Raw genomic sequence first — 25,640 nt, 5'->3', positions numbered from 1 at the left:
TTCGCCGCTCGCCGGGTGCTCACCTACTCAGCTATTGCCCCGCCTTCTTCCTGCAAGCCTCACCAAAGGCCTGGAAGATGGCGAGATAATTCGGGTTGGATCGTACCTGCCACTCGGGGTGCCACTGCACTCCGAGTGCAAAACTCGGCGCACCTTCGACGGAGAAGGCTTCGATCAACCCGTCAGGCGCCAGAGCTTCTACGCGAAGGCCCGGCGCCAGACGCTGAACGCCCTGGCCATGAATGGAATTGACTTGAATCTCGCTCGGCAAGCCGATGCCGGCAAGCACGCCACCCGGTTGCACGCGCACGACGTGGCGGGGGGCATATTGGATCTCGACCGGCTCGTCGGCCGGCTCGCGGTGGTCCATCATCCCGGTCACTTCCTGCACGCGCTGGTGCAGGCTGCCGCCGAAGGCCACGTTGATTTCCTGGAAGCCGCGACAGATGCCCAGCACCGGGATGCCGGCATCGATGGCACGGCGGATCAGCGGCAGGGTGGTGGCGTCGCGGGCAATATCGTGATGAGTGCCGGCCGAGCTGGCCGGGCCACTATAATGATGGGGCTCGACATTGGACGGCGAACCGGTGAACAGCAGGCCATCGACGCTGGCCAGCAGGGTGTCGAGATCGATCAGCTCACCGAGCGCCGGAATCACCAGGGGCAGCCCTCCGGCTCCAACCACTACTGCGCGGACATACTTGTCGCCGACTATATGGTTGGGATGAAGGCCGACCTGCTTGGTGCAGGCGGTGACGCCGATGATCGGCAGGCGCAACATGGGACACCCGTTCTTATGCTGTTGTCAGGTGAGGCCGAGATTAGCCTTGTTCAATTTATTACACAATAGGGCTGTAAAAAATTGAACACAGGCCGCTGAGCGCTAGACGCCACAGGGGCTTGAGGCCGGCCAGAAAACCCTGAAATGCCCCAAAACTGGCCATCGAGCCCCGTTTCAGGGCAAAATGGCCCGCTATTGACAGCCCATGGCGATTGAGATTGACTCAGGGCTGTAAGAATGAATGATTGAAATTTTTAACAAAAAAGGTGTTGCATCATGTCGGTACCCCCGCGTGCCGTTCAGCTCAACGAAGCGAACGCGTTCCTCAAGGAACATCCTGAGGTCCAGTTCGTTGACCTTCTAATTGCTGATATGAATGGGGTTGTGCGCGGCAAGCGCATCGAACGAAACAGCCTCCATAAGGTGTATGAAAAGGGCATCAACCTGCCCGCCTCGCTGTTCGCCCTCGACATCAACGGCTCCACCGTCGAAAGCACCGGCCTCGGCCTGGACATCGGCGACGCCGACCGCATCTGTTTCCCGATCCCCAATACCCTGTGCAACGAGCCTTGGCAGAAGCGCCCCACCGCGCAGCTGCTAATGACCATGCACGAGATGGACGGCAAGCCGTTCTTCGCCGACCCGCGTGAAGTGCTGCGCCAGGTCGTGGCCAAGTTCGACGAGATGAACCTGCGCATCTGCGCGGCCTTCGAACTGGAGTTCTACCTGATCGACCAGGAGAACGTGAACGGCCGTCCGCAGCCGCCGCGCTCGCCGATGTCGGGCAAGCGCCCGCAGTCGACCCAGGTGTACCTGATCGACGACCTCGACGAATACGTCGACTGCCTGCAGGACATGCTGGAAGCGGCCAAGGAACAGGGCATCCCGGCCGACGCCATCGTCAAGGAAAGCGCCCCGGCGCAGTTCGAAGTCAACCTGCACCACACCGAAGACGCGATCAAGGCCTGCGACTACGCCCTGCTGCTCAAGCGCCTGATCAAGAACATCGCCTACGACCATGAGATGGACACCACCTTCATGGCCAAGCCCTACCCGGGCCAGGCGGGCAACGGCCTGCACGTGCACATCTCGCTGCTCGACAAGACCACCGGCAAGAACATCTTCACCAGCGATGACCCCCAGGAGAACGCCGCACTGCGTCACGCGATCGGCGGTGTCCTGGAGACCATGCCGGCGTCGATGGCCTTCCTCTGCCCCAACGTCAACTCGTACCGCCGCTTCGGCGCGCAGTTCTACGTGCCCAACGCGCCGAGCTGGGGCCTGGACAACCGCACCGTGGCCGTCCGCGTGCCGACCGGCAGCGCCGATGCCGTGCGCATCGAGCACCGCGTAGCCGGTGCCGACGCCAACCCGTACCTGATGATGTCGGCGATCCTCGCCGGTATCCATCACGGTCTGACCAACCAGGTCGACCCGGGCGAGCCGATCGAAGGCAACTCCTACGAACAGCTGGAACAGAGCCTGCCGAACAACCTGCGCGATGCCCTGCGCGAGCTGGACGACAGCGAAGTGCTGAACAAGTACATCAGCCCGGACTACATCGACATCTTCGTCGCCTGTAAGGAAGCTGAACTGCAGGAGTTCGAGACCACCATCTCCGACCTCGAATACAACTGGTATCTGCATACCGTTTGATGCAACACCCAACGCCGGCCTTAGTGCCGGCGTTCTTTTATCTGCCACCAGCGCCCGCTTGTCCGCCACCACCTAACGCGGGGCGGCGGAGCCATGCCCAACACTTGCCAAGGAGGTCGTCATGTTTCGCATTCTTGCTCCGCTGCTGCTCAGCCTCACCCCCGCGCTGGCGGCCGCCGCCGACAGCATCCGCGTGTACAACTGGAACGACTACATCGCGCCCCAGGTGCTGGCCGATTTCACCAAGGCCACCGGCATCGAGGTGGAGTACCACACCTATGCCTCGGCCGAGGAGCTCGACAAGATCCTCGCCAGCGGCGAGAGCATCGACATCGCCGTGCCCTCGCAGAACGACCTGCCGCCGCTGATCAAGGCCGGCCTGCTGCAGCCGCTCGACGTCAGTCGCCTGCCCAACCGCACGCACCTGGACAAGCAGCTGCTGAGCAAGCTGGCCGCGGTCGACCCGCGCAACCGCTACGCCGTGCCCTACCTGTGGGGCGCCGTGGGCCTGGCGATCAACACGCCGCAGGCCGAAGCCGCCTATGGCGGCCCGCTGCCACAGAGCTGGAGCCTGCTGTTCGATCCGGCGCAGAGCGCCAAGCTCAATGGCTGCGGCATCAGCGTGCTGGATGCACCGGACGAGGTGCTGTACAGCCTGCTCAACTACCAGGGCCGCAGCTTCGCCAACAGCTCGCCGGGGCGCATCCAGAAGGCCGGCGAAGCCCTGCAGGGCCTGCGCCCCAACCTGCGCTACGTGGACAGCGAGCGCTACATCGAGGACCTCAACCAGGGCAAGCTGTGCATGGCCGTGGCCTGGGTCGGCGACGCCCTGGGCGCCAGCGACGCCGGCCAGCCGGTGCAGTTCGTGGTACCGGATGAAGGTTCGACCCTGTTCATCGACAACCTGGTGATCCCGGCCAGCGCCCGTCGTGCGGACCTGGCGCACAAGTTCATCGACTACCTGATGCAACCGCAGGTCGCCGCACTGATCAGCAGCGAGACCCTCTACCCCAGCGCCAACAGCGACGCCCAGCAGTTCCTCGAACCCAAGCTGCGCGACCAGCTGGGCCGCAACCTGGATGGTGCCAAGGGCCGACTGTTCGCCCTGACGCCGCTGACCGACAAGGCCAAGAACGCCCGCGACGAGGTCTGGACCCGCTTCCGCGACGGCGGCTAAGCGGTCCGGCTCGCTCGACAGCCCCCTCCCGACGAGTGGCTTGCCTCCCCTGTCCGTCTGGCGTCCAATAGCGCCTGCCACGGACAGGAGACCGGCATGACCCGCACCGCAATCGCCCGCAAGCCTCGCGCCAGCAGCCAGGCACGCATCGAACTGATCCTTGCGGCCGCGCGCGAACTGCTCAGCAGCCAGGGTTTCGCCGGCCTGACCATCTATGCGGTGGCCGAGCGCGCGGACATCCCACCCTCTTCCGTGTACCACTTCTTCGCCAGCGTGCCGGCCCTGCTGGAAGCGCTGACCGCCGACATCCACGCGGCCTTCCGCGACTGCCTGCTGCAGCCGGTGGAGCACGCCGCCCTGCACGACTGGCGCGACCTGTCGCGGATCATCGAGCAGCGCATGCTGGCCATCTACGCCGGCGACAGCGCAGCGCGCCAGCTGATACTGGCCCAGCACGGCCTGTCCGAAGTGACCCAGGCCGATCGCCAGCACGACCTCGAGCTGGGCCGTCTGATGCAGGCGTTGTTCGATCGCCACTTCCCGCTGCCGCAGCTGCCGGAAGACGTCGACGTGTTCGCCCTGGCCATGGAGCTCGGCGACCGGGTCTACGCCCGCTCGGTGCAGCTGCATGGCGAGATCACCCCGCGCCTGGCCGAGGAAGGCATGCGCGTGTTCGACGCCTACCTGGCCCTGTACCTGCCGCCCGCCCTGCCCAGGCGCCAGTTCCCCCAGGAGTGAGCCGATAACTATCGGCCTTCTCGTTATCGCCGGCCATACGAGTCAGTCACCGCACTGCGCTGCAGTCCAGCTGGCTCCGTACGCCTTAAGCATTGGATATTTATCTATCTAAACAGTGTGATTTCGCCTGAGCGGATAAAAATTCGCTTTCAAAGCCGATTTTTATCGAATATAAAGTCAGGCATCCGCCACTCGCGTAAACAATACGCCGGGCGCCGCCATGGGTCTCTGCTAGTGTCAGATGACCTCTCAAATGCTCCTGCGAGGTGCCTCATGTCGCGCATCGTTACCGTCGCCGCCACCCAGATGGCCTGCTCCTGGGACAGCGCCGCCAATATCGCCACCGCCGAGAAGCTGGTGCGTCAGGCGGCCGCCAAGGGCGCGCAGATCGTCCTGATCCAGGAGCTGTTCGAGACGCCCTACTTCTGCCAGAAGCCCAACCCGGACTACCTGCAGCTGGCCACGCCGACCGACGAGAACCCGGCCATCCAGCATTTCCAGCGGCTCGCCCGCGAGCTGCAGGTGGTGCTGCCTATCAGCTACTTCGAGCGCGCAGGGCGGGCGCGCTTCAACAGCATCGCGATCATCGACGCCGACGGCAGCAACCTCGGCGTGTACCGCAAGAGCCACATCCCGGACGGCCCCGGCTACCACGAGAAGTACTACTTCAACCCCGGCGACAGCGGCTTCAAGGTATGGAACACCCGCTACGCCAAGATCGGCGTGGGAATCTGCTGGGACCAGTGGTTCCCCGAGGCGGCGCGCAGCATGGCGCTGCTCGGCGCCGAACTGCTGCTCTACCCGACCGCCATCGGCAGCGAGCCGCATGACCCGAGCATCAGCTCGCGCGACCACTGGCAGCGCGTGCAGCAGGGCCACGCCGGCGCCAACCTGATGCCGCTGATCGCCGCCAACCGCATCGGCCGCGAGGAGCAGGACGGCTACGACATCACCTTCTACGGTTCCTCATTCATCGCCGACCAGTTCGGCAAGAAGGTCGAGGAACTGGGCGAGACCGAGGAAGGCGTGCTGGTGCACAGCTTCGACCTCGACCAACTGGAGCACGTGCGCAGCGCCTGGGGCGTATTCCGCGACCGTCGCCCCAACCTGTACGATCCCCTCAAGACCCTGGACGGCCAACAGGCTTCCGAGTAATCCACCCGCCAGCCCCACGAGGGCCGGCGCCCAGCTTACGGACCACTGCCATGACCACACTGAACAGCACCCCGCGCGCCGACGGCTTCCGCATGCCCGCCGAATGGGAAGCGCATAGCCAAACCTGGATGGTCTGGCCCGAGCGCCCGGACAACTGGCGCCTCGGTGGCAAGCCGGCACAGGCTGCCTTCACCGCCGTGGCCCGCGCCATCGCCGAGTTCGAGCCGGTGACCATCTGCGTTTCCGCCGGCCAGTACGAGAACGCCCGCGCGCGCCTCGAAGGCAGCGACATTCGCCTGGTGGAAATCACCACCGACGACGCCTGGGTGCGCGACACCGGCCCGACCTTCGTCACCAACGGCAGCGGCGAAGTACGCGGCGTGGACTGGGGCTTCAACGCCTGGGGCGGCTTCGACGGCGGCCTGTACTGGCCGTGGCAGCGCGACGACCAGGTGGCCAGCAAGATCCTCGAGATCGAGCGCCGCGACCGCTACCGCACCGAGGGCTTCGTGCTCGAAGGCGGCTCGATCCATGTCGACGGCGAAGGCACCCTGATCACCACCGAGGAATGCCTGCTCAACAAGAACCGCAACCCGCACCTGACTCGCGAAGAGATCGAAGCGGTGCTGCGCGAGCACCTGGCCGTCGACACCGTGATCTGGCTGCCGGACGGTCTGTTCAACGACGAGACCGACGGCCACGTCGACAACTTCTGCTGCTACGTGCGCCCAGGCGAAGTGCTGCTGGCCTGGACCGATGACGTCAATGACCCCAACTACCCGCGCTGCCAGGCGGCGATGAAGGTGCTGGAGTCTGCTCGTGACGCCAAGGGTCGCCAGTTGGTGGTGCACAAGATGCCGATCCCCGGCCCGATCCACGCGACCGAGGAAGAGTGCGCCGGTGTCGACGCCGCCGAGGGCACCCAGGAACGTGATCCGTCGATCCGTCTGGCCGGCTCCTACGTCAACTTCCTGATCGTCAACGGCGGCATCGTTGCGCCGAGCTTCGACGACGCCAAGGACGAGGAGGCCCGCGCCATCCTCCAGCGCGTGTTCCCCGAGCACCGCGTGGTGATGGTGCCCGGCCGCGAGATCCTCCTCGGCGGCGGCAACATCCACTGCATCACCCAGCAGCAGCCGGCGCCGCAACAGCGCTGAGCCCTGCAACGCAAAAGCCCGCCAATCGGCGGGCTTTTTTCATGGCGGCGAAGGCCGCACTCAGTCCTGCATGGCCTCGGTGAACTGGCCGATGGCATCCACCACACGCTGGGCCTCGTTGCGGATGGACAGCATCACCTCGCCGGCACGGTTGACCAGCTGCACGCCCTGCTCCGCCTTGACCTTGCTGCCATCCATGCCGCCCACTGCCTGCTGCGCCAGCTCGTGGTTGAGGCGCACCACTTCGTTGATTTCCACCGTGGCCTGGCTGGTGCGCGCAGCCAGGTTGCGCACCTCGTCGGCCACCACGGCGAAGCCGCGGCCCTGCTCGCCGGCCCGCGCCGCCTCGATGGCGGCGTTGAGCGCCAGCAGGTTGGTCTGCTCGGCGATGCCACGGATCACCTGCACGATGCTGCTGATGCGCTCGGACTGCTCGCTGAGCGCACCGACCTTGTCCGCCACCTGGCCCAGTTCGTCGGCGATGCCGCGCACCATGTGCACCGCCTCATCGACCGTGCCGGCACCCCGGACGGCGCTGGAGTCGGTCTCGCGGGCGCTATCGAAGGCCAGCTGCGCTGCAGCCGCCTCGGCCTCGCGGTGCTCGACCTGGGAGGTGATGTCGCTGGCGAACTTGACCACCCCGCTGAGGCGGCCGTTGGCGTCATACAGTGGGTTATAGGTAGCCCGCAGCCAGATCACCCGACCATTCTTGGCGATGCGCTTGAAGCGGTCGGAGATGAACTCGCCCTGGTTGAGGCGCTGCCAGAAGCGGCGATAGCCCTCGCTGCCTGCCTCCCCGGCCTCGCAGAACATGCGATGGTGCTGGCCGCGGATCTCCTCCATGCGATAGCCCATGGTGTGGAGGAAGTTGTCGTTGGCCTCGCGCACGGTGCCGTCCGGGTTGAACTCGATGACCGCCATGGAGCGGCTGATGGCGTTGAGCAGGCTGCTGTGCTGATGCTCGGCCTCGATCTGGGCGGTGATGTCGGTGGCGACCTTGATCACCCTGCACACCTGCCCGCCCATATCGCGCACCGGCAGGTAGCTGGCCTCCAGCCAGATCTCCCGCCCGCCCTTGGCCACGCGCATGAAGCGGTCGCTGAAGCTCTCGCCCTGGGCCAGGCGCTGCCAGAAGCGCGCGTAATCCGGGCTGCCAAGCAGTTGCTGGGAGCAGAACATGCGGTGGTGCTGGCCGCGAATCTCCTCCAGGCGATAACCCATGGTGGAGAGGAAGGCGGCATTGGCATCGAGAATCTCGCCCTGCGGGCTGAACTCGATCAGCGCCATGCCGCCGCGAATGGCAGCGAGCATCTGCTCGGAAGCAAATAGCTGCGACTGGCACTGCGACAACTCGTTACGCACAGAAGAACCGAACATGTTCGACCTCGTCATCCGTTGAGAGAAGTACGGCTAGTGATCGACCAAGCAACGCCGTTCCCTGGCCATCGGCATTTCGCGCAACATCTTGATACATTCAGCGTAGCCCGCCTTGCCGGCCCCGCACCCGGCGCCAACAAATATTCCGACCACAAAAAAGCCCGCCTGTTGGCGGGCTTTTCGGCAGCGGCTCGACTCAGGCCGCGGTCGGGCGCAGCGAGTAGGTCTTCAGCTGCTCGGCGAAGTCACGCAGCGACTGGATGCCGCTGGCCTCGGCCTCGTGCACCCACTGCTTGATCGCCTCGAGCATGTCGTGGCCGTTGCTGCTGGTCTTGACCCAGATCTGCTGCAGGGCGATGCGCTTCTCGTAGATCACCTTGAGCGCCTGGCTCTGCGCCAGCAGCTCGCTGATGCGCGCATGGTGCTGCTCGTCGAGCAGACTGGTCTCGCGCGACAGCAGGCGCTTGGCGCGGCGGAACAGGTGGCGCACCGACTCGTCGGCCTTGGCCAGTTCCTGCTGCACCAGCGGCTTGATCACCAGCTTGCGGTACTGCGCCATGATCTGGAAACGGTTGTTGAGGATGGCCATGGCGGTGTCCATGTCCAGGTTGTGCTTGCCCTCGACGCGGTGGGCAATGGGCGCCACGCGCTGCACCTTGGCCATGCCCAGCCAGCTGAACAGCTTGATCCAGGCCCAGCCCATGTCGAACTCCCACTTCTTCACCGACAGCTTGGCGCTGTTCGGGTAGGTGTGGTGGTTGTTGTGCAGCTCCTCGCCGCCGATCAGGATGCCCCAGGGCACCAGATTGGTCGCGGCGTCGCGGCACTCGAAGTTGCGGTAGCCGACGGCATGGCCCAGGCCGTTGATCACGCCTGCGGCCCACACCGGAATCCACATCATCTGGATCGCCCACACGGTCATGCCGAGCACGCCGAACAGGGCCAGGTCGATGATCGCCATGAGGATGATGCCGCCCATAGGGAAGCGTGAGTAGACGTTACGCTCGATCCAGTCTTCCGGGCAGTTCTTGCCGTAGATGCGCAGGGTCTCTTCGTTCTTCGCCTCTTCCTGGTACAGCTCGGCGCCCTTGCGCAGCACGGTACCCAAGCCCTTGATCACCGGGCTGTGCGGGTCATCGGCGGTCTCGCACTTGGCGTGGTGCTTGCGGTGGATGGCAGTCCACTCGCGGGTGTTCTGGCCGGTGGTCATCCACAGCCAGAAACGGAAGAAATGCTTGAGCGCGGGGTGCAGTTCCAGCGAGCGGTGCGCGGAATAGCGGTGCAGATAGACGGTAACGCTGACGATGGTGATGTGGGTCAGCACGAGGGTGACCGCCACCAGTTGCCATGGCGACAGATCGAGAAAACCGTTGTACCACATGAAGGGTGTAGCCTCGCGGGGATAGAGAGAACGACTGTAAACCCAGCCTCCCCGGCATTATCCCCAAGCGGGGGGAGAATGCCAGTGCAGCGTTAGACGAGAATGCGCTGGATGGCGACTTATCTATAATGTGCGGCAGCTCACACCCGCCAAGGCCTACCCAGTTCTGATGAAACTCCAGCGCAGCCCGCTGCAGCTCTCGCTCCTCTACCTGATCGTCGCCGCCCTGTGGATTCTCTGCAGCGACGCCCTGCTGCTGTGGCTGGGTCTCGACCGCGAGGCCCTGGCCCACTACCAGACCTTCAAGGGTTTCGCCTTCGTCCTGATCACCGGCCTGGTCCTGTATGCCGCCCTGGCCCAGCACCGCAGCCAGCAGGAGCTGGCGCGCGAGGCACTGCGCAGCAGCGAGGAGCGCCTGAGCCTGGCCCTCGACTCCGCCGACGAGGGCATGTGGGACTGGGACATGAAGAGCACCCGCGTCTTCTACTCGGCGCGCTACTGCGAGCTGCTCGGCTACCGCCCCGAGGAGTTCGGCGCGGATCGCGACGCCTGGCTCGGCCGCCTGCACCCGGAGGACCGCCATCTCGCCGAGGAGCGCCTGCGCGCGCTGATCGAAGACCGCACGCCCTACTACGAGAGCATCTTCCGCATCCGCCACCGCGACGGTAACTACCGCTGGTTGTACTCCCGCGGGCGCCTGCTGCTGGACGACCAGGGCCAGCCGCACCGCTTCATCGGCACCTCCAGCGACATCACCCAGCGCCGCGCCGACGAAGACAGCCTGCGCCAGGCCGCCGCCGTGTTCGACAGCACCCTGGAAGGCGTGCTGGTGACCGACCGCGACCTGCACATCAGCCACGTCAACCCGGCCTTCACCCGCATCACCGGCTACGAGAGCAAGGACGTGCTGGGCAAGTCGCCGAGCATGTTCAAGTCCGGGCGCCACGACCCTGCCTTCTACCAGAGCCTGTGGCACGCCCTGAGCACCCGCGGCACCTGGAGCGGCGAGATCTGGAACCGGCGCAAGAACGGCGAAGTGTTCCCCATGTGGCAGTGCATCCGCAGCATCCACGACGAGAACGGTCACCTCAGCCACTACGTGGCGGTGTTCTCCGACGTCAGCGCGATCAAGCATTCGCAGCACGAGCTGGACTTCCTCGCCCACCACGACCCGCTGACCGGGCTGCCCAACCGCCTGTTGTTCGGCGAGCGCATCGAGCAGGCGCTACAGCGCGCCAAGCGCGAAGGCCGCCGCGGCGCCCTACTGCTGCTCGATCTTGACCACTTCAAGATCGTCAACGAGAGCCTCGGCCACAACACCGGCGACCTGCTGCTGAAGATGATCGGCGAGCGCCTCGGCGCGGCCTTCGGCCCCGACATGACCCTGGCCCGCCTGGGTGGCGACGAGTACGGCGTGCTCTGCGATGACTGCGCCGAGGCCGAGCAGGCCTCGCAACTGGCCCTGCAGACCCTGGACAGCCTCAGCCAGCCGTTCCTGCTCGATGACCAGCCGCTGTTCGTCGGCGCCAGCATCGGCATCAGCCTGTACCCCGACGACGGCGACAGCGTCGAGCAGCTGATGCGCAACGCCGACTCGGCGCTGTTCCGCGCCAAGAACAGCGGCCGCCAGACCTTCAGCTTCTACAGCCAGGACATGACCCAGCACGCGCTGATCCGCGTACGCCTGGAGAGCCAGCTGCGCCTGGCCCTGGAAGAAGGCCAGCTGCGCGTGCACTACCAGCCAATCCACCGCCTCGACGACCAGCGCATGATCGGCGCCGAGGCCCTGGTGCGCTGGCAGCATCCCGAGCGCGGCCTGGTGCCGCCGGGCGAGTTCATCCCGGTGGCCGAGGACAGCGGCCTGATCGGCGCCATCGACGCCTGGGTGCTGGAGCAGGCCTGCGCACAGATGTGCCGCTGGCAGGCGGCTGGCATGAGCCTGGAGTTCATCGCAGTGAACGTCTCCAGCCGCCTGTTCGGCCGCGGCGAGCTGGACCTGCGCGTCGAACGGGTGCTGCGCGAGACCGGACTGGAGCCGGCACGCCTGGAGCTGGAAGTGACCGAGAGCGCAGTGATGGACAACCCCGAGCGCGCCAGTGAGCTGCTCACCCAGCTGCACAAGCTGGGCGTGCGCCTGGCGATCGACGACTTCGGTACCGGTTATTCCTCGCTGGCGCGCCTGAAGAGCCTGCCGGTGCACAAGCTCAAGCTCGACCAAAGCTTCGTGCGCGGCCTGCCGCATGACCGCGAGGACGCGGCCATCGCCCGCGCGGTGATCACCCTCGGCCAGAGCCTGGGCCTGCGCGTGCTGGCAGAAGGGATCGAGACCGAGGAACAGGCCGCCTATCTGCGCGAGATCGGCTGCGTCCTGGGCCAGGGCTACTGGTTCGGCCGCCCGCAGCCGGCCGAGCAGTTGCTGGCGGCGCAGGCCAATGCCTGAATCTGACTACCCCGGGTAGAGCGCGGGGTGTGGCGGGTAACGAGAGTAACGGCCGAGGCGGTGGCCGCTACCTCGTTGCGACGCGGTTCACGACGGGCAGCAAGCCCATCTCAAAGCTTGGCGATCGACACTTCGGTGGATTTGACGAAGGCAATCACTTCGCTGCCCACCTGCAGGTCCAGCTCGCGCACGGAGCGGGTGGTGATCACCGAGGTGACGATGCCGGCTGCGGTCTGCACGTCGATTTCCGACAGCACGTCGCCGATCACGATTTCCTTGATGTTGCCCTTGAACTGGTTGCGGACGTTGATGGCTTTAATGGTCATGGTCTAGCTCCTTTGCGGTTTGGGTTGCCCGGATACAGTCCGGGCCGGGGGCTTGCTTACAGGGCCCAGCGCAGTTGCGTGGGCAATGGCGAAACGGGTTCGGGTTGCGGAGGCGTGGCCGGCAGCGCCAGCACGCGGTCGAGCACTTCGGCCTCCAGCGCGGCCAGGCGCGCCGAGCCGCGGTGACGCGGACGCGGCAGGTCGACGGCCAGGTCGAGGCCGATCTCGCCGTCCTCGATCAGGATCACCCGGTCGGCGATGGCCACGGCCTCAGCCACGTCGTGGGTCACCAGCAGCACGGTGAAGCCGTGTTGCTGCCACAGGCCTTCGATCAGTTGCTGCATCTCGATGCGGGTCAGCGCGTCCAGGGCGCCGAGCGGCTCGTCGAGCAGCAGCAGGCGCGGCTGGTGGATCAGCGCACGGGCCAGGGCCACACGCTGCTTCTGCCCGCCGGAGAGGGCGGCCGGCCACTCGTTGGCACGGTCAGCCAGGCCGACGGCAGCCAGCGCCTCGCGCGCCCGGGGCCGCCAGTCACCTGACAGGCCGAGGCCGACGTTGTCGATCACGCGCTTCCACGGCAGCAGGCGCGAGTCCTGGAACATCAGCCGGGTGTCTTCGCGGGCGGCAGCCAGCAGGCCGTTGCCGGCCAGCAGCTGGCCACCGGTGGGCGCGCCCAGACCGGCCAGCAGGCGCAGCAGGGTGCTCTTGCCGCAGCCACTGCGGCCGACCACGGCGACGAACTGCCCGGCCGGAATGTGCAGGTCGATGCCCTTGAGCACCTCGCGCTCGCCGAAGGCCTTGCGGATGCCCTCGATGGCCAGCGGGATACCCTGGCGAATGCTGTGCAGGGCAGTCATTGCGCACCTCCCTTGTCCTGGTAGGCCGGGTGCCAGCGCAGCCAGGCACGCTCGAGCAGGCGAGCAGCGACGTCGGCCAGCTTGCCGAGCACCGCGTAAAGCAGGATGGCCAGCACCACCACGTCGGTCTGCAGGAACTCGCGGGCATTCATCGCCAGGTAGCCGATGCCGCTGCTGGCGGAGATGGTCTCGGCGACGATCAACGTGAGCCACATGAAGCCGAGAGCGAAGCGCACGCCAACCAGAATCGACGGCAGGGCACCGGGCAGGATCACCTGCCAGAACAGGGCAAAGCCCTTCAGGCCGTAGCTGCGCGCCATTTCCACCAACGCCGGGTCGACGTTGCGGATGCCGTGGTAGGTGTTGAGGTAAATGGGGAACAGGGTGCCGAGGGCGACCAGGAAGATCTTCGCCGCCTCGTCGATGCCGAACCACAGGATCACCAGCGGGATCAGCGCCAGGTGCGGCACGTTGCGAATCATCTGCACCGAGCTGTCGAGGAAGCGCTCGCCCCAGTTGGACAGGCCGGTGATGAAGCCGAGCAGCAGGCCGATGCCGCCACCGATGGCGAAGCCGATGGCCGCGCGCTGGCCGCTGATGGCCAGGTGAGTCCAGATCTCGCCGCTGGACAGCAACGTCCAGCCCGCCCCGATCACCGCACTGGGTGCCGGCAGGATGCGCGTGGACAGCAGGCCAAAGACCACAGCGCCCTGCCACAGGGCCAGCAGTGCGACCGGCAGCGCCCAGGGCGCCAGACGGTGGCCGATGTTGTGTAGCTTGTGCGTCGACATGGCAACGCTCCTTCTCTGGTAGTGCGGGAACCGGGGCGGTGGGCCGCCCCGTTGTCGTCTCAGCTCGCCGAGGCGGCCTTGGGCAGAATGTCGCTGGAGATCATCTCGCCGAACGGGCTGACGTAGCCGCGGCTCGCCGGACGTTCCGGCTGGGCGATGTCCAGGTGCGGGAACAACAGCTCGGCGACGCGGTACGACTCTTCCAGGTGCGGGTAGCCGGAGAAGATGAAGGTGTCGATGCCGAGGTCGGCGTACTCCTGCACCCGCGCGGCCACGGTCGGGCCGTCGCCGACCAGTGCGGTGCCGGCACCGCCACGCACCAGGCCGACGCCGGCCCAGAGGTTGGGCGACACTTCCAGGTTGTCTTTCTTGCCGCCGTGCAGGGCGGCCATGCGCTGCTGGCCGACCGAGTCGAAGCGCGCCAGGGAGGCCTGGGCGCGGTCGATGGTGTCCTGGTCCAGGTGGCTGATCAGGCGATCGGCAGCGGCCCAGGCTTCCTCGTTGGTCTCACGCACGATCACGTGCAGGCGGATGCCGAAGCGCACTTCGCGGCCCTGGGCAGCGGCCTTCTCGCGCACGGCGGCGATTTTCTCGACCACCGCAGATGGCGGCTCGCCCCAGGTCAGGTACAGCTCGACCTGCTCGGCAGCCAGGTCCTGGGCGGCGTCGGAGGAGCCACCAAAGTACAGCGGCGGGCGCGGCTGCTGGATCGGCGGGTAGAGCAGCTTGGCGCCCTTCACCTGCAGGTGCTTGCCGTCGTAGTCGACGGTCTCGCCCTCCAGTACGCGACGCCAGATGCGGGTGAATTCGACGGAAGCCTCGTAACGCTCCTCGTGGGACAGGTGCAGGCCGTCTCCGGCCAGCTCGTCCGGATCACCACCGGTGACCAGGTTGAACAGCGCGCGGCCGTTGGACAGGCGGTCCAGGGTCGCCGCCTGGCGCGCGGCCACGGTGGGCGAAATGATCCCCGGGCGCAGCGCGACGAGGAACTTCAGGTTCTGCGTCGCCGGGATCAGCGAGGCGGCCACCAGCCAGGAGTCCTCGCAGGAACGCCCGGTGGGGATCAGCACGCCGCCGAAGCCGAGGCGGTCGGCGGCCTGAGCCACCTGGGTCAGGTAGCCATGGTCGACGGCGCGCGCGCCTTCGCTGGTGCCGAGGTACTTGCCGTCGCCGTGGGTGGGCAGGAACCAGAAGATATTGAGGCTCATGGAGTCGTCTCCTTAGATAAATTCGGTGTCGCCGTGGCCCGAGGGCCACGGCGCGGGGCTTACTGCTGCGCGACCTTGGCCGGCGGATTCCAGATCACGTCCTTGATGCTGAGCTTCTTGGGGATCAGCTTGAGGTCGGTGAAGGTGTCGGCGATCTTCTGCTGCGCGGTGATCACGTCCGGGGTGATGAACTGCGCGCCGTAGCCCTGGCGCTCGACGGCCTGGCGGGTGATTTCCGGCGACAGGCCGATCAGCGGGGCGACCTGGCTGGTGGCTTCGTCGAGGTTGCCCTTGACCCACTCGCCAACGCCGCGGATTTCCTCGACCAGCACGCCGATCACCTGCGGGTTCTTCTCGGCGTAGGGACGGGTGGCCAGGTAGAACTGGTGGTTGTCGACCAGACCGCTGCCGTCACGCAGGCTGCGCGCCTGCAGCTGGTGCTCGGCGGCCGACTGGAAGGGGTCCCAGATCACCCAGGCGTCGACGCTGCCGCGCTCGAAGGCGGCGCGGGCATCGGCTGGAGGCAGGTACACGGGCTGGATGTCGCTGTACTTCAGGCCCGCGTCTTCCAGGGCGCGCACCAGCAGGTAGTGCACGTTGGAGCCCTTGTTCAGGGCGACCTTCTTGCCCTTGAGTTCGGCGACGTTCTTGATCGAGGAATCCTTCGGCACCAGGATCGCTTCGCCGGTCGGCGCTGGCGGCTCGTGGGCGACGTAGAGCAGGTCGGCACCGGCGGCCTGGGCGAATACCGGCGGGGTCTCGCCGGTGACACCGAAGTCCACCGAGCCGACGTTGAGGCCTTCGAGCAGCTGCGGGCCGCCCGGGAACTCGGTCCACTTCACCTCGACGCCCTGCTCGGCCAGGCGCTTCTCCAGCGTGCCCTTGGCCTTGAGCAGCACCAGGGTGCCGTACTTCTGATAACCGATACGCAGGGTTTCGGCCTGAGCTTGAGTGATGGCGCCGAAGGAGATGGCCGCGGCAAACAGGGCGACCAGGCTCCGACGCAAAGTAATGGTGCGCATGGCGCTCTCCTTTGCTGTGGTTTCTTGGTTGGCAACCTGCTTGCCCGTTGGCGGGCGAGTAAGGCGGGGTGTTGCTGTGTGTCGGTTCAGATACTCCAGCGGGCGTTCACCAGCCGGTCGTTCAACAGGTTCGGGTCGATCGGCTTCGGCCGGCGCGCGAGGGCGGCGACCAGCTGCTCTACCGATTCGTCGAGACGCTCGCGCAGTTCATCGTCGATGCGGGCGGGGTGGTCCCCTTCCGGATAGGCGATCTGCTTGTCCACGGCGAACACGCCGGGGAGCATCTCCTGGGCTTTCAGCGCCGCCAGTACCGGCTTCAGCGCGTAATCCACGGCCAGCAAATGGGCGGGGCTGCCGCCACTGGCGATGGGCAGTACCGCCTTGTGCGCCAGGGCGCGCTCCGGCAGCAGGTCGAGCAACACTTTCAGCGCGCCGGTGAAGGACGCCTTGTACACCGGGGTGGCGACCACCAGACCATCGGCGCTGGCCACCGCCGCCTGCAGCTGCTGCACGGACGGGCTGGCGAAGTCCGCATGCAGCAGGGCCTCGGCCGGGAAGTCACGGACCCGTAGCAGGCTGACTTCCAGGCCATGGGCCTGCAGGCGCTGGCTGACGTACTCCAGCAGCAGTTCGGTGCGTGAGCGCGCCGATGGGCTGCCGGACAACAGGACAACGTGCATGAGCGCCCCTTAGCGGTTCGGCTGCGGCGTCAGGCGCAGGTAGGGTTTCACCGCGCGATAGCCTTTGGGGAAGCGCTGGGCGATCTCCGCCTCGTCCTTCAGCGACGGCACGATCACCACTTCATCACCGTCCTGCCAGTTGGCCGGGGTGGCGACCTTGTGGTTGTCGGTCAGCTGCAGCGAGTCGATCACGCGCAGGATCTCGTTGAAGTTGCGTCCGGTGCTGGCCGGGTAGGTGATGATCAGGCGCACCTTCTTGTTCGGGTCGATGATGAACAGCGAACGCACGGTCAGGGTGTCGTTGGCGTTCGGGTGGATCAGGTCGTACAGGCCGGAGACCTTGCGGTCGGCGTCGGCGATGATCGGGAAGTTGACCCGGGTGTTCTGGGTCTCGTTGATGTCGTCGATCCAGCGCAGGTGCGAATCCACCGGGTCCACCGAGAGGGCGATGACCTTGACGCCGCGCTGGGCGAAGTCATCCTTCAGCTTGGCGGTGAAGCCCAGTTCGGTGGTGCACACCGGGGTGAAGTCGGCGGGGTGGGAGAACAGCACGCCCCAGCCATTACCCAGCCAGTCGTGGAAACGGATGCGACCCTCGCTGGAGTCCTGCTCGAAGTCGGGGGCGATGTCGCCCAGGCGGATGCTCATGGTGATGCTCCTTGGCAGTTCGTTGCGTGGGGCTCACTATGATCAGGAACGAAACAAAGTAAAAAGAATAAATAACGATTTATTTATTCCATATAGAAATATTCATCACGAGCGTTACGGCATAAGTACCTAAACAATTATTCTTTCAAAGAATATGCGTGACTCTCTTATAGTCGCCTGCGCTCCCATCCCCATAAGGACATCCGATGAAACGCCTACTGTCCCTCTCCCTGGCCGCCAGCTTCGCCCTGGCCACCTCCGCCCAGGCGGCGACCCTGCTCAACGTCTCCTATGACGTGATGCGCGACTTCTACAAGGACTACAACGCCGCGTTCCAGAAGCACTGGCAGGCCGAGGGCGGCAAAGCGCTGACCATCCAGATGTCCCACGGCGGTTCGAGCAAACAGGCCCGCGCCGTGATCGACGGCCTGCCGGCCGACGTCATCACCATGAACATGGCCACCGACATCAACGCCCTGGCCGAGCACGGCAAGCTGATCCCCGAAGACTGGGCCGCGCGCCTGCCGAACAACAGCGCCCCCTTTACCTCCGCCACCGTGTTCATCGTGCGCAAGGGCAACCCCAAGGCCCTGAAAGACTGGCCTGACCTGCTCAAGGATGGCGTCCAGGTCGTGGTGCCGAACCCGAAGACCTCGGGTAACGGCCGCTACACCTACCTCTCCGCCTGGGGCTACGTGCTGCAGAACGGCGGCGACAAGACCAAGGCCAAGGACTTCGTCGGCAAGCTGTTCAAGCAGGCGCCGGTACTCGACACCGGTGGCCGCGCCGCCACCACCACCTTCATGCAGAACCAGATCGGCGACGTGCTGGTGACCTTCGAGAACGAGGCCGAGATGATCGCCCGCGAATTTGGTCGCGGCGGCTTCGAAGTGGTCTACCCGACCGTCTCCGCCCAGGCCGAGCCGCCGGTGTCGGTGGTCGACAAGGTGGTCGACAAGAAAGGCACCCGCGCCGAGGCCGAGGCCTACCTGAAGTACCTGTGGTCCGACGAGGGCCAGCGCATCGCCGCCAACAACTACCTGCGCCCGCGCAACGAGAAAATCCTCGCCGAGTTCTCCGACCGCTTCCCCAAGGTTACCTTCCTCAACGTGAACGAGACCTTCGGCGACTGGCCGAGCATCCAGAAGACCCACTTCAACGACGGCGGCGTGTTCGACCAGATCTACACCGCCCAGTAAGTCAGCCAGTGACACCAGAAAGCCCGGCATCTGCCGGGCTTTTTGCTATTGCTCCTGAAATACCTAATGGGTAGCGTCCGGATCAGGGCTTTTACGGAGCAAAGGACATGCGTAAGGCACTAGGACTGACCCTCAGTCTGGCCACAGCCAGTACAGGAGCAATCGCACAGGAGTGCGATGGAGTTTTTCTGCACTTCAGCACCCGAGGAACCGTGAGCAACGCCGACTCGGTTATGTCTGTCGACGAGCAGCTACTGCTCAACCAGAACGGTCTTTTTCAATACAGTAAGTCCTTAGATGTACTGGGCACTAAAGCCGAAAGCGCCACCGACTCGAGTCTGGATTACCACCGTTTCTATTCGGAGCAGCCTGGTCCCAACGCAGAAGAGATGCTGGCTCTAGCCCAACGGCTGAAATCCCTGGGTATCTTCGATCTACAAAGCGACCCCAAAACTCCCGAAACACCGTTTCAGCAGGTCCAGCTCATCTTTGACGCAGACTGCCAGGAAACCCGGCTGTCTTTCGCCACCACCAATGCTGGCGATGCCCGCAGCCATGTAATTGCCGAAATCCGCACCTTCTTCGACGAGCAGGCCTCTCGCCACGCAATAGAAAAACGAGAGCGCGTATCCCAAGGCGACACTCAACCTCCGCTCAAGGTAAGCATTGCGGAGTTACTGAGTGCTCCTGATCGCTACAACGGCAAAAGAATCACGACACAAGGCACCTACCACCTGGGATATGAGTCCTCAGCCCTCAGCGACAATGGCCGTTCACTCTGGCTTGGTGGATGGTCAGCCGTGGCGAAGAAAACGACTCCGCTCCAGTATCTGGATGATCATCAGTTGACGGTCGATGGAATTTTCTTCGCAGGTCCCAGTGGACACCTGGGCGGCTACCCGGGAGAGATTGTCCGCCTCACACGGGTTGCAGCCCAGTAACCCTCATGCCGCCAGCGGTTCGGAACGTTTCAGGCCGACCAGCTCCAGCTCGAGAAACAGCAGCACCGTCAGCGCCTGGCCGATGACGAAGACGTGGCCGAGCAGGTTCGGTGTGACCCAGCCGGAGAGCAGCAGCACCAGGCTGTCGATCACCCACAGCGCGTTGATCGCCAGCACCGCCCATACGGCGAGGCGGTTGATCTGCTCGCAGCTGCCCAGCCAGACCAGGAACACGCCCAGCGGCAGCAGCAGCCAGCCGGCGCCGAGCAGCAGTTCGCGCGGCAGGGCCAGCAGCTCGGCAAGCCAGCCGGCGGCCAGTACCAGCAGTGAGCCGGTGGCCAGGCCGGCCACGCCATCGGCGAGCAGGGCGCGGCGCAACAACGGAGAAGCGTTCAGGGTATGCATGGCGAATCCTCCAATGAGGGCGCCGGACTGGCGCCTGGCCATAGAGTTCTCCCGCCGCGGGCGGCGCGTCGATTACCTGCCAGGTAATGGTCGCCTTGACGCCCCTGGGCTATCGTCCGATCCCATGAACACAGTCAATCACCCCGTCGGCGCCCTGTTGCGCCAGTGGCGCCAGCGCCGCCGCCTGAGCCAGCTCGACCTGGCCTGCGAAGCGGACATCTCCACCCGCCACCTGAGCTTCGTCGAGACCGGCCGCGCCCTGCCCAGCCGCGAGATGCTGCTGCACCTGGCCGAACAGCTGGAGATTCCCCTGCGCGAGCGCAACCGCCTGCTCAGCGCCGCCGGCTATGCACCGCTGTACAGCCAGCACGGCCTGAACGACCCGGCCCTGGCCGCCGCCCGCGCCGCCATCGAGCAGTTGCTCAAGGCCCACGAGCCCTACCCGGCGCTGACCATCGACCGCCAGTGGAACCTACTGGCGGCCAATGCTTCGGTGGCACCCTTCCTCGACGGGTTGCCGGCCGAGCTGCTCGGCCCGCCGCTCAATGTGTTGCGCGTGTCGCTGCATCCGGACGGCCTGGCGCCGCGTATCGTCAACCTGGCGCAGTGGCGCGCCTACCTGCTGATGCGCCTGCAGCACGACATCGACATCAGCGGCGACCCACAGCTGATGGCCCTGCAGGAAGAACTGCTGAGCTACCCGGCCCCCAGCGAGAAGGCCGAACCGGCGCCTGAGAGCGTGCTGATGCCGCTGCAGTTCCGCACCGAGCACGGCGTGCTGAGCATGATCAGCACCACCACGGTGTTCGGCACGCCCAACGACGTGACCCTGGCCGAGCTGGCCCTGGAGACCTTCTTCCCGGCCGATGCCGAGAGTGCCGAGTATCTGCGCCAGCTGGCGCAGATCTAGGTCGCGCTTGCAGGCAACGCCGGCTGCCCCCATCTTGATCTGCCCACCCGAAAAGCGGACTGCGCCATGCTCGAACTCGTCTCGGTCGTCACCATCACCCTGCTCGCCGTGATCAGCCCCGGCGCCGACTTCGCCATGGTCAGCCGCAACAGCATGTTCCTCTCGCGCCGCGCCGGCCTGCTCACCGCGCTGGGCATCAGCCTCGGCGTGCTGGTCCACGTGACCTACTCGATGCTCGGCATCGGCCTGCTGATCTCGCAGTCGATCCTGCTGTTCAACCTGGTCAAGTTCGCCGGCGCCGCCTACCTGATCTGGCTCGGCATCGGCATGCTGCGCAGCCGCAAGGTCGACCCGCAGCAGGTGGTGGCCGCGCCGCAGCTGAGTGACTGGCAGGCGCTGCGCATCGGCTTCCTGACCAATGCGCTGAACCCCAAGACCACGCTGTTCGTGGTCGCCCTGTTCACCCAGGTAATCAGCCCGGATACCGCCACCCTGACCCAGCTCGGTTACGGCCTGTTCATGTCCGCCGCGCACCTGTTCTGGTTCGCCCTGGTGGCCTACGGCTTGTCTTCGGAAGCGGCGCGCGGCTTCGTCGCCCGCAGCCGGCACCTGATCGAGCGCGCCATCGGTGGCGTGCTGGTCGCCTTGGGTCTGGGCCTGGCCGCTTCCTCGCTGCAGCGCAGCTAAAAAAACCGGGCCATGCGGCCCGGAAACAGCTTCCACCCTGAGGTTCGTTTACAGCGTCAGCTCGGTCAGCGCCTCGCCACGCAGGTAGGCCAGTTCGGCCGAGCGACGGTCGCGCGGATGTGCCAGCGGCACGGCCAGTTCGCGCTGGATGCGACTGGGAGTGCCGCCGAGGATCAGCACGCGGTCGCTGAGATAGAACGCCTCGTCGAGATCGTGGGTGACCAGCAGCAGGGCGATGCCGTAGCGATCCGCCAGGCGCACCACCAGGTCCTGCAGTTTCATGCGGGTAAAGGCATCCACCGCGCTGAACGGCTCGTCCAGCAGCAACACCTGCGGGCGCTGGTAGAGGCCACGGGCGATGGCCACGCGCTGGGCCATGCCGCCGGAGAGCTGCTTGGGCAGCTTGCCGCCCTGGCCGGCCAGGCCGACGTCCTCCAGCAGTTGCTCGATCCACTCCGAGTCAGCGCCACGACCGTCGGCAAAGCCGACGTTCTGCGCCACGTTCAGCCAGGGCATCAGGCGCGGCTCCTGGAACACCACGCCGATGCCGCTGCCGCCGCCGAAATCCAGCAGCGGGTTGTGCGCCAGGCCGCCACTGAAGTCCTGGTCGAGGCCAGCGGCGATGCGCAGCAGGGTGCTCTTGCCGCAGCCACTGGGGCCGAGCAGGCTGACGATCTCGCCCGGCGCCAGGCTCAGGTCGACGTCTTCCAGCACCCGCTGGCCGGCGAAGGCCTTGCGGATGCCGCGTAGTTCCAGCAATGCACTGCTCATCTTCAACCCTCCCCGCCGACGAAGCTGTCGCGCCAGTGCAGCGCACGGGTCTCCAGCTGCTTGAGCAGGCCGTCGCTGAGCTTGCCGAGCACGGCCAGCAGCAGGATGGCGGCGATCACCAGATCCGGCCGCGAGGTCTCGCGACCGTCGCTGAGCAGGTAGCCGAGGCCCTGGGTAGCGGCGATCAGCTCGGCGGCGACGAGGAACATCCAGCTCAGGCTGAGCGCCCCGCGCAGGCCGGTGAACAGGCTCGGCAGCGCCGCCGGCAGCAGAATGCGTCGGGTCAGCGCGACGCCGGACAGGCGATGCAGGCGGCCGACCTCGACCAGCTTGCGGTCGACGTTGCGGATGCCGGCGAGCAGCGCCAGGTAGACCGGGAAGAAGGCGCCGAGGGCGATCAGCACCACCTTGGGCGTTTCGTCGATGCCCAGCCAGAGCAGCAGAAGCGGCACCCAGGCCAGGCTGGGAATCGCCCGCAGGGCCTGGAAGGTCGGCTCCAGATAACTCTCGGCACGTCGGCTGAGGCCGACCCAGGCGCCGATCAGCACGGCCAGCGCCGCACCGATGGCGAAACCGGCGGCGACCCGCGCCAGGCTGACGCCGATATGCCCCCACAGCTCGCCCCCGGCGGCCAGCCACCAGAGGGTCTGGCCGACCTGGCTGGGCGCCGGCAGCTGGTGCGCCGGTATCCAGTCCAGGCGCACCAGCACTTCCAGCAGCACCAGCAGCGCCAGCGGCAGCACCAGCCCGCGCCAGTTACCCGTCCATGGGCGGCGCACGCTGAGCACATGCTCGCCACGCACGGCTGCACGGGCGGCCAGCAGGGTGGCGAGCAGACTGCTAGCAGGCATGACTTATTGCTCCGCCTTGGCCACCGGCTGGCCGATCACGCCGGCTGCCAGCTGCGGACTGATCAGCTGGTCGACCACGGCAGCCACGTCGGCGCCCGGACGTACCAGCTGCTCGTCGAGCAGGATCGGCGCGGCGGCCTTCAGCGCGGCGACGTGTTCGGCACCCGGCTGCGGGTTGCTGAAGTCGGTACGCGACAGCTGCAGCTTGGCCACTTCCAGCGGCAGCTTGGCTTCCTTGGCCAGCAGCTCCGCGGTCTGTTGCGGATGGGCGATGGTCCATTGGCGCGCCTCTTCATAGGCGGCGATGACCTTGCCGATCAGCTGCGGCTGTTCCTTGAGGAACTTGTCGCTGACGTTGAGCACGCCGTAGCTGTTGAACTCGACATTGCGATACAGCAGGCGCGAGCCGGCTTGCAGCTGGCTGGCGGCGAGGTGCGGGTCGAGGCCGGCCCAGGCGTCCACGTCACCGCGCTCCAGGGCGACGCGGCCGTCCGGATGTTGCAGGTGGACGATCTCCACGTCGCTCTTGCCGAGGCCGGCGCTGTGCAGGCTGCGCAGGAGGAACAGGTAGGGGTCGGTGCCCTTGGTGGCGGCGACCTTCTTGCCCTTGAGGTCGGCCAGGGTCTTGATCGACGAATCCTTGGGCACGGCCAGGGCGGTCCATTCCGGACGGCTGGCGATGTACACGGTCTTCACCGGGCTGCCGTTGGCACGGCTGAGCACGGCGGCGAGGCCGGCAGTGGAAGCGAAGTCGACGCTGCCACCGTTGAGATATTCGAGGGAGCGGTTGCTGCCCTGGCTGAACACCCACTTCACGGCGATGCCGTCAGCGGCCAAACGTTTCTCGAGGATGCCCTGATCCTTCAGCACCAGACTGGTAGGCGCGTAATAGGCGTAGTCCAGGCGGACTTCCTTGGGTTCGGCGGCGTGGGTAGCGAGCGGCAGGGTGGTGGCGAGCAGCGCGGCGAGCAGATGGCGGGGCTTGAAACTTTTCATGGGAATCTCCTTGGACTCGGGGTGAGGCCTTCCCAACCGTTGGCGGCCGGGTCAGGAGATGGCGGGGGCCGAAGCCCCCGCCGTTGTCGATCAGAGGAGCGACAGGGTGTAGCTGACGATCAGACGGTTCTCGTCCTGGTCGGTTGCTGCGTTACCGCGCAGCGAGGCGTTACGCCAGGAGAAGCCCAGACCTTTCAGAGCGCCTTCCTGCAGGGTGTAGTCCAGACGGAAGTCACGTTCCCACTCTTTCTGGTCACCGCCGGCGGCGTCGATGTTGTCGCCGGACAGGTAGGTCACGGTGGCCTTCAGGCCCGGTACGCCGACCTTGGTGAAGTCGTAGGCGTACTCGGCCAGCCAGGTGCGCTCGCCGGCCGACAGGAACTTGCCGATCTGGCGGTCGGTGATCAGGTAGGCGGTGGAGCCGTCACCCTGGTTGAGGAACGGGAAGGCGCTGCTGCCCTCGACCTGCTGGTAGCCACCGCTCAGTGCATGGCTGCCCAGGGTGTAGGTGAACAGGGCGCTCCAGGTCTGGTTGTCGACTTCACCACGATCGGCGTCGCCAGCAGCCCAGTAACCGCTGCTGGCATAGCCCTCAGCACGGCCAGCGGCACTGCTGTTCTTGCCATCGGAGCTGCTATCGAAGTAACGCAGGTCGGACTTCAGCGCGCCCGGGCCGATGGCCCAGTTATGGGTCAGGCCAAGGAAGTGCTGTTTGTAGAAGTCTTCCAGGTTGCCGTAGTAGTACTGGGCAACCAGGTCCTTGGTGATCTTGTAGTCACCGCCGGCGAAGTAGAACTTGTTGCTGTCGACCACCGTAGTGCCGCTCGGTGCGGCGATGCGCAGACCGATGTCGTCGGTGGAGGAACGGGTCTTGGTGTGCTCGAGCTGACCGGCAGTCAGGGTCAGGTTGTCGATCTCGTTGGAGGTGATCTGGCCACCGTCGAACAGCTGCGGCAGCAGGCGACCGTCGTTGAAGGTCACCACCGGCAGCTTCGGCTGCAGGGTGCCCAGGCGGCCTTCGGTCTTCGACACACGCACCTTGGCGGTCACACCGCCCTTGCTGTAGTCGTCCACGGCCTTGCCGTCGCTATCCAGCGGGAACAGCTGGCCTGGCTTGCGGCTGTCGCTGCTATCGCCGTCACCGCCGGCATCCAGTTTCAGGCCCAGCAGGCCTACAGCATCCAGACCGAAGCCAACGGTACCCTCGGTGAAGCCGGAGGTGTAGTTGAAGAGGAAGCCCTGGCCCCATTCGTTGGCCTCGGTGCTGTTGTTCGCAGTGTTCTTGTCGTTACGGTCGTAATAGAAATTACGCAGGCCGAGGGTGGCCTTGCTGTCTTCGATGAAGCCACCGGCGGAAGCCTGCTGCGCGACTGCAGCAAGGGCGACGGCGAGGGCCAGGGTCGACTTGTTCATGAGGTGCTCCAGGTACTTTTCTTGGTCTGTTTTGGGCGTTGGGGCTTTGCCCCTTGTAGTTATTCGGCTCAGT

The 25,640-nt window shown here is 65.7% G+C and carries 24 protein-coding genes and 2 pseudogenes; 10 read left to right on the top strand and 16 right to left on the bottom strand.

Features of this window, described 5'->3' with window-relative positions; all coding sequences use genetic code 11:
- Nucleotides 1-31: 31 nt before the first annotated feature.
- Entirely contained in the window at nt 32-781 is a 750-nt protein-coding gene (locus PTT45_RS19950; protein ID WP_273815710.1) for a gamma-glutamyl-gamma-aminobutyrate hydrolase family protein, read from the bottom strand.
- Nucleotides 782-1,057: 276 nt separating this feature from the next.
- On the opposite strand from PTT45_RS19950, the gene PTT45_RS19945 reads away from it, so the two are divergent.
- The 5 genes from PTT45_RS19945 (at nt 1,058) to aguA (ending at nt 6,664) form a co-directional block, all read left to right on the top strand.
- Nucleotides 1,058-2,437 (top strand): glutamine synthetase family protein, encoded by a 1,380-nt coding sequence (locus PTT45_RS19945; RefSeq protein WP_273815708.1) that lies wholly within the window; start codon nt 1,058-1,060, stop codon nt 2,435-2,437.
- A 121-nt stretch (nt 2,438-2,558) separates the two neighbouring features.
- Nucleotides 2,559-3,614 carry an extracellular solute-binding protein gene (locus PTT45_RS19940; RefSeq protein WP_273815707.1) on the top strand — a complete coding sequence of 352 codons (1,056 nt, stop codon included), beginning with the start codon at nt 2,559-2,561 and terminating at the stop codon, nt 3,612-3,614.
- 96 nt (nt 3,615-3,710) lie between these two features.
- Complete coding sequence (locus tag PTT45_RS19935) at nt 3,711-4,352, top strand: TetR/AcrR family transcriptional regulator (RefSeq protein ID WP_273815706.1); 642 nt, start codon at nt 3,711-3,713, stop codon at nt 4,350-4,352.
- 273 nt (nt 4,353-4,625) lie between these two features.
- On the top strand, nt 4,626-5,507 hold the full coding sequence (gene aguB, locus PTT45_RS19930; RefSeq protein WP_273815705.1) for an N-carbamoylputrescine amidase: 882 nt from the start codon (nt 4,626-4,628) through the stop codon (nt 5,505-5,507).
- Nucleotides 5,508-5,557: 50 nt separating this feature from the next.
- The gene (gene aguA / locus PTT45_RS19925; protein ID WP_273815703.1) at nt 5,558-6,664 is read left to right on the top strand and encodes an agmatine deiminase; all 1,107 of its coding nucleotides are present in this window, start codon (nt 5,558-5,560) and stop codon (nt 6,662-6,664) included.
- 60 nt (nt 6,665-6,724) lie between these two features.
- On the opposite strand, the pseudogene PTT45_RS22470 reads toward aguA, so the two are convergent.
- The 3 genes and pseudogenes from PTT45_RS22470 to desA all read right to left on the bottom strand — a co-directional run.
- Nucleotides 6,725-7,165 (bottom strand): annotated as a pseudogene (locus tag PTT45_RS22470) (methyl-accepting chemotaxis protein); the annotation flags it as partial.
- Nucleotides 7,166-7,264: 99 nt separating this feature from the next.
- Nucleotides 7,265-7,975, bottom strand: a pseudogene (locus tag PTT45_RS22465) (PAS domain-containing protein); the annotation flags it as partial.
- A gap of 262 nt (nt 7,976-8,237) precedes the next feature.
- Nucleotides 8,238-9,422, bottom strand: coding sequence for a delta-9 fatty acid desaturase DesA (gene desA / locus PTT45_RS19915; protein WP_273815700.1), 1,185 nt, complete (start codon nt 9,420-9,422; stop codon nt 8,238-8,240).
- Nucleotides 9,423-9,591: 169 nt separating this feature from the next.
- Here desA and PTT45_RS19910 point away from each other — a divergent pair, with 169 nt between their 5' ends.
- Nucleotides 9,592-11,862, top strand: a complete 2,271-nt coding sequence (locus tag PTT45_RS19910) for a putative bifunctional diguanylate cyclase/phosphodiesterase (protein ID WP_273815698.1) — start codon at nt 9,592-9,594, stop codon at nt 11,860-11,862.
- A 110-nt stretch (nt 11,863-11,972) separates the two neighbouring features.
- Here the strand turns inward: PTT45_RS19910 and PTT45_RS19905 are convergent, their stop codons facing one another.
- The 7 genes from PTT45_RS19905 to PTT45_RS19875 all read right to left on the bottom strand — a co-directional run bounded on the left by PTT45_RS19905 (nt 11,973) and on the right by PTT45_RS19875 (nt 17,394).
- A complete protein-coding gene (locus PTT45_RS19905) occupies nt 11,973-12,188 on the bottom strand; it encodes a TOBE domain-containing protein (protein WP_043312198.1) in 216 nt (71 codons plus the stop codon).
- Nucleotides 12,189-12,244: 56 nt separating this feature from the next.
- The gene (ssuB, locus tag PTT45_RS19900; RefSeq protein WP_273815695.1) at nt 12,245-13,045 is read right to left on the bottom strand and encodes an aliphatic sulfonates ABC transporter ATP-binding protein; all 801 of its coding nucleotides are present in this window, start codon (nt 13,043-13,045) and stop codon (nt 12,245-12,247) included.
- The gene (gene ssuC, locus PTT45_RS19895) at nt 13,042-13,836 is read right to left on the bottom strand and encodes an aliphatic sulfonate ABC transporter permease SsuC (RefSeq protein ID WP_273815694.1); all 795 of its coding nucleotides are present in this window, start codon (nt 13,834-13,836) and stop codon (nt 13,042-13,044) included. Before ssuC ends, ssuB begins: the two co-directional genes overlap by 4 nt.
- A gap of 59 nt (nt 13,837-13,895) precedes the next feature.
- On the bottom strand, nt 13,896-15,044 hold the full coding sequence (gene ssuD / locus PTT45_RS19890) for an FMNH2-dependent alkanesulfonate monooxygenase (protein ID WP_273815692.1): 1,149 nt from the start codon (nt 15,042-15,044) through the stop codon (nt 13,896-13,898).
- A 59-nt stretch (nt 15,045-15,103) separates the two neighbouring features.
- On the bottom strand, nt 15,104-16,066 hold the full coding sequence (locus PTT45_RS19885; protein ID WP_273815689.1) for a sulfonate ABC transporter substrate-binding protein: 963 nt from the start codon (nt 16,064-16,066) through the stop codon (nt 15,104-15,106).
- An 86-nt stretch (nt 16,067-16,152) separates the two neighbouring features.
- Complete coding sequence (ssuE, locus tag PTT45_RS19880) at nt 16,153-16,746, bottom strand: NADPH-dependent FMN reductase (protein ID WP_273815687.1); 594 nt, start codon at nt 16,744-16,746, stop codon at nt 16,153-16,155.
- 9 nt (nt 16,747-16,755) lie between these two features.
- Entirely contained in the window at nt 16,756-17,394 is a 639-nt protein-coding gene (locus PTT45_RS19875) for a peroxiredoxin (RefSeq protein ID WP_273815685.1), read from the bottom strand.
- 206 nt (nt 17,395-17,600) lie between these two features.
- Between PTT45_RS19875 and PTT45_RS19870 the strand changes: the two genes are divergently transcribed.
- Nucleotides 17,601-18,593: a sulfate ABC transporter substrate-binding protein gene (locus PTT45_RS19870; RefSeq protein WP_273815683.1), complete on the top strand. Its 993-nt coding sequence runs from the start codon at nt 17,601-17,603 to the stop codon at nt 18,591-18,593.
- Between the two features lie 107 nt (nt 18,594-18,700).
- Entirely contained in the window at nt 18,701-19,534 is an 834-nt protein-coding gene (locus tag PTT45_RS19865) for a hypothetical protein (protein ID WP_273815681.1), read from the top strand.
- Between the two features lie 3 nt (nt 19,535-19,537).
- Here PTT45_RS19865 and PTT45_RS19860 read toward each other — a convergent pair whose 3' ends face one another.
- Nucleotides 19,538-19,939, bottom strand: a complete 402-nt coding sequence (locus PTT45_RS19860) for a hypothetical protein (RefSeq protein ID WP_273815679.1) — start codon at nt 19,937-19,939, stop codon at nt 19,538-19,540.
- Between the two features lie 124 nt (nt 19,940-20,063).
- Between PTT45_RS19860 and PTT45_RS19855 the strand changes: the two genes are divergently transcribed.
- Together PTT45_RS19855 and PTT45_RS19850 are read left to right on the top strand one after the other, a co-directional pair.
- On the top strand, nt 20,064-20,849 hold the full coding sequence (locus PTT45_RS19855) for an MmyB family transcriptional regulator (RefSeq protein ID WP_273815677.1): 786 nt from the start codon (nt 20,064-20,066) through the stop codon (nt 20,847-20,849).
- Between the two features lie 66 nt (nt 20,850-20,915).
- A complete protein-coding gene (locus PTT45_RS19850; RefSeq protein WP_273815675.1) occupies nt 20,916-21,536 on the top strand; it encodes a LysE family transporter in 621 nt (206 codons plus the stop codon).
- 48 nt (nt 21,537-21,584) lie between these two features.
- On the opposite strand, the gene PTT45_RS19845 is transcribed toward PTT45_RS19850, so the two are convergent.
- The 4 genes from PTT45_RS19845 to PTT45_RS19830 form a co-directional block, all read right to left on the bottom strand.
- Complete coding sequence (locus tag PTT45_RS19845; RefSeq protein WP_273815673.1) at nt 21,585-22,307, bottom strand: ABC transporter ATP-binding protein; 723 nt, start codon at nt 22,305-22,307, stop codon at nt 21,585-21,587.
- A 2-nt stretch (nt 22,308-22,309) separates the two neighbouring features.
- Entirely contained in the window at nt 22,310-23,158 is an 849-nt protein-coding gene (locus PTT45_RS19840) for an ABC transporter permease (protein WP_273815671.1), read from the bottom strand.
- A 3-nt stretch (nt 23,159-23,161) separates the two neighbouring features.
- Complete coding sequence (locus tag PTT45_RS19835) at nt 23,162-24,154, bottom strand: aliphatic sulfonate ABC transporter substrate-binding protein (RefSeq protein ID WP_273815670.1); 993 nt, start codon at nt 24,152-24,154, stop codon at nt 23,162-23,164.
- 90 nt (nt 24,155-24,244) lie between these two features.
- The gene (locus PTT45_RS19830; RefSeq protein ID WP_273815668.1) at nt 24,245-25,567 is read right to left on the bottom strand and encodes an OprD family porin; all 1,323 of its coding nucleotides are present in this window, start codon (nt 25,565-25,567) and stop codon (nt 24,245-24,247) included.
- Between the last annotated feature and the right edge of the window lie 73 nt (nt 25,568-25,640).

It is taken from the genome of Pseudomonas sp. Gutcm_11s (assembly GCF_028649395.1).
GTDB lineage: Bacteria > Pseudomonadota > Gammaproteobacteria > Pseudomonadales > Pseudomonadaceae > Aquipseudomonas.
The sequence above is the reverse complement of the archived record's forward strand: the minus strand, read 5'-3'. Positions and strand labels throughout refer to the sequence as shown.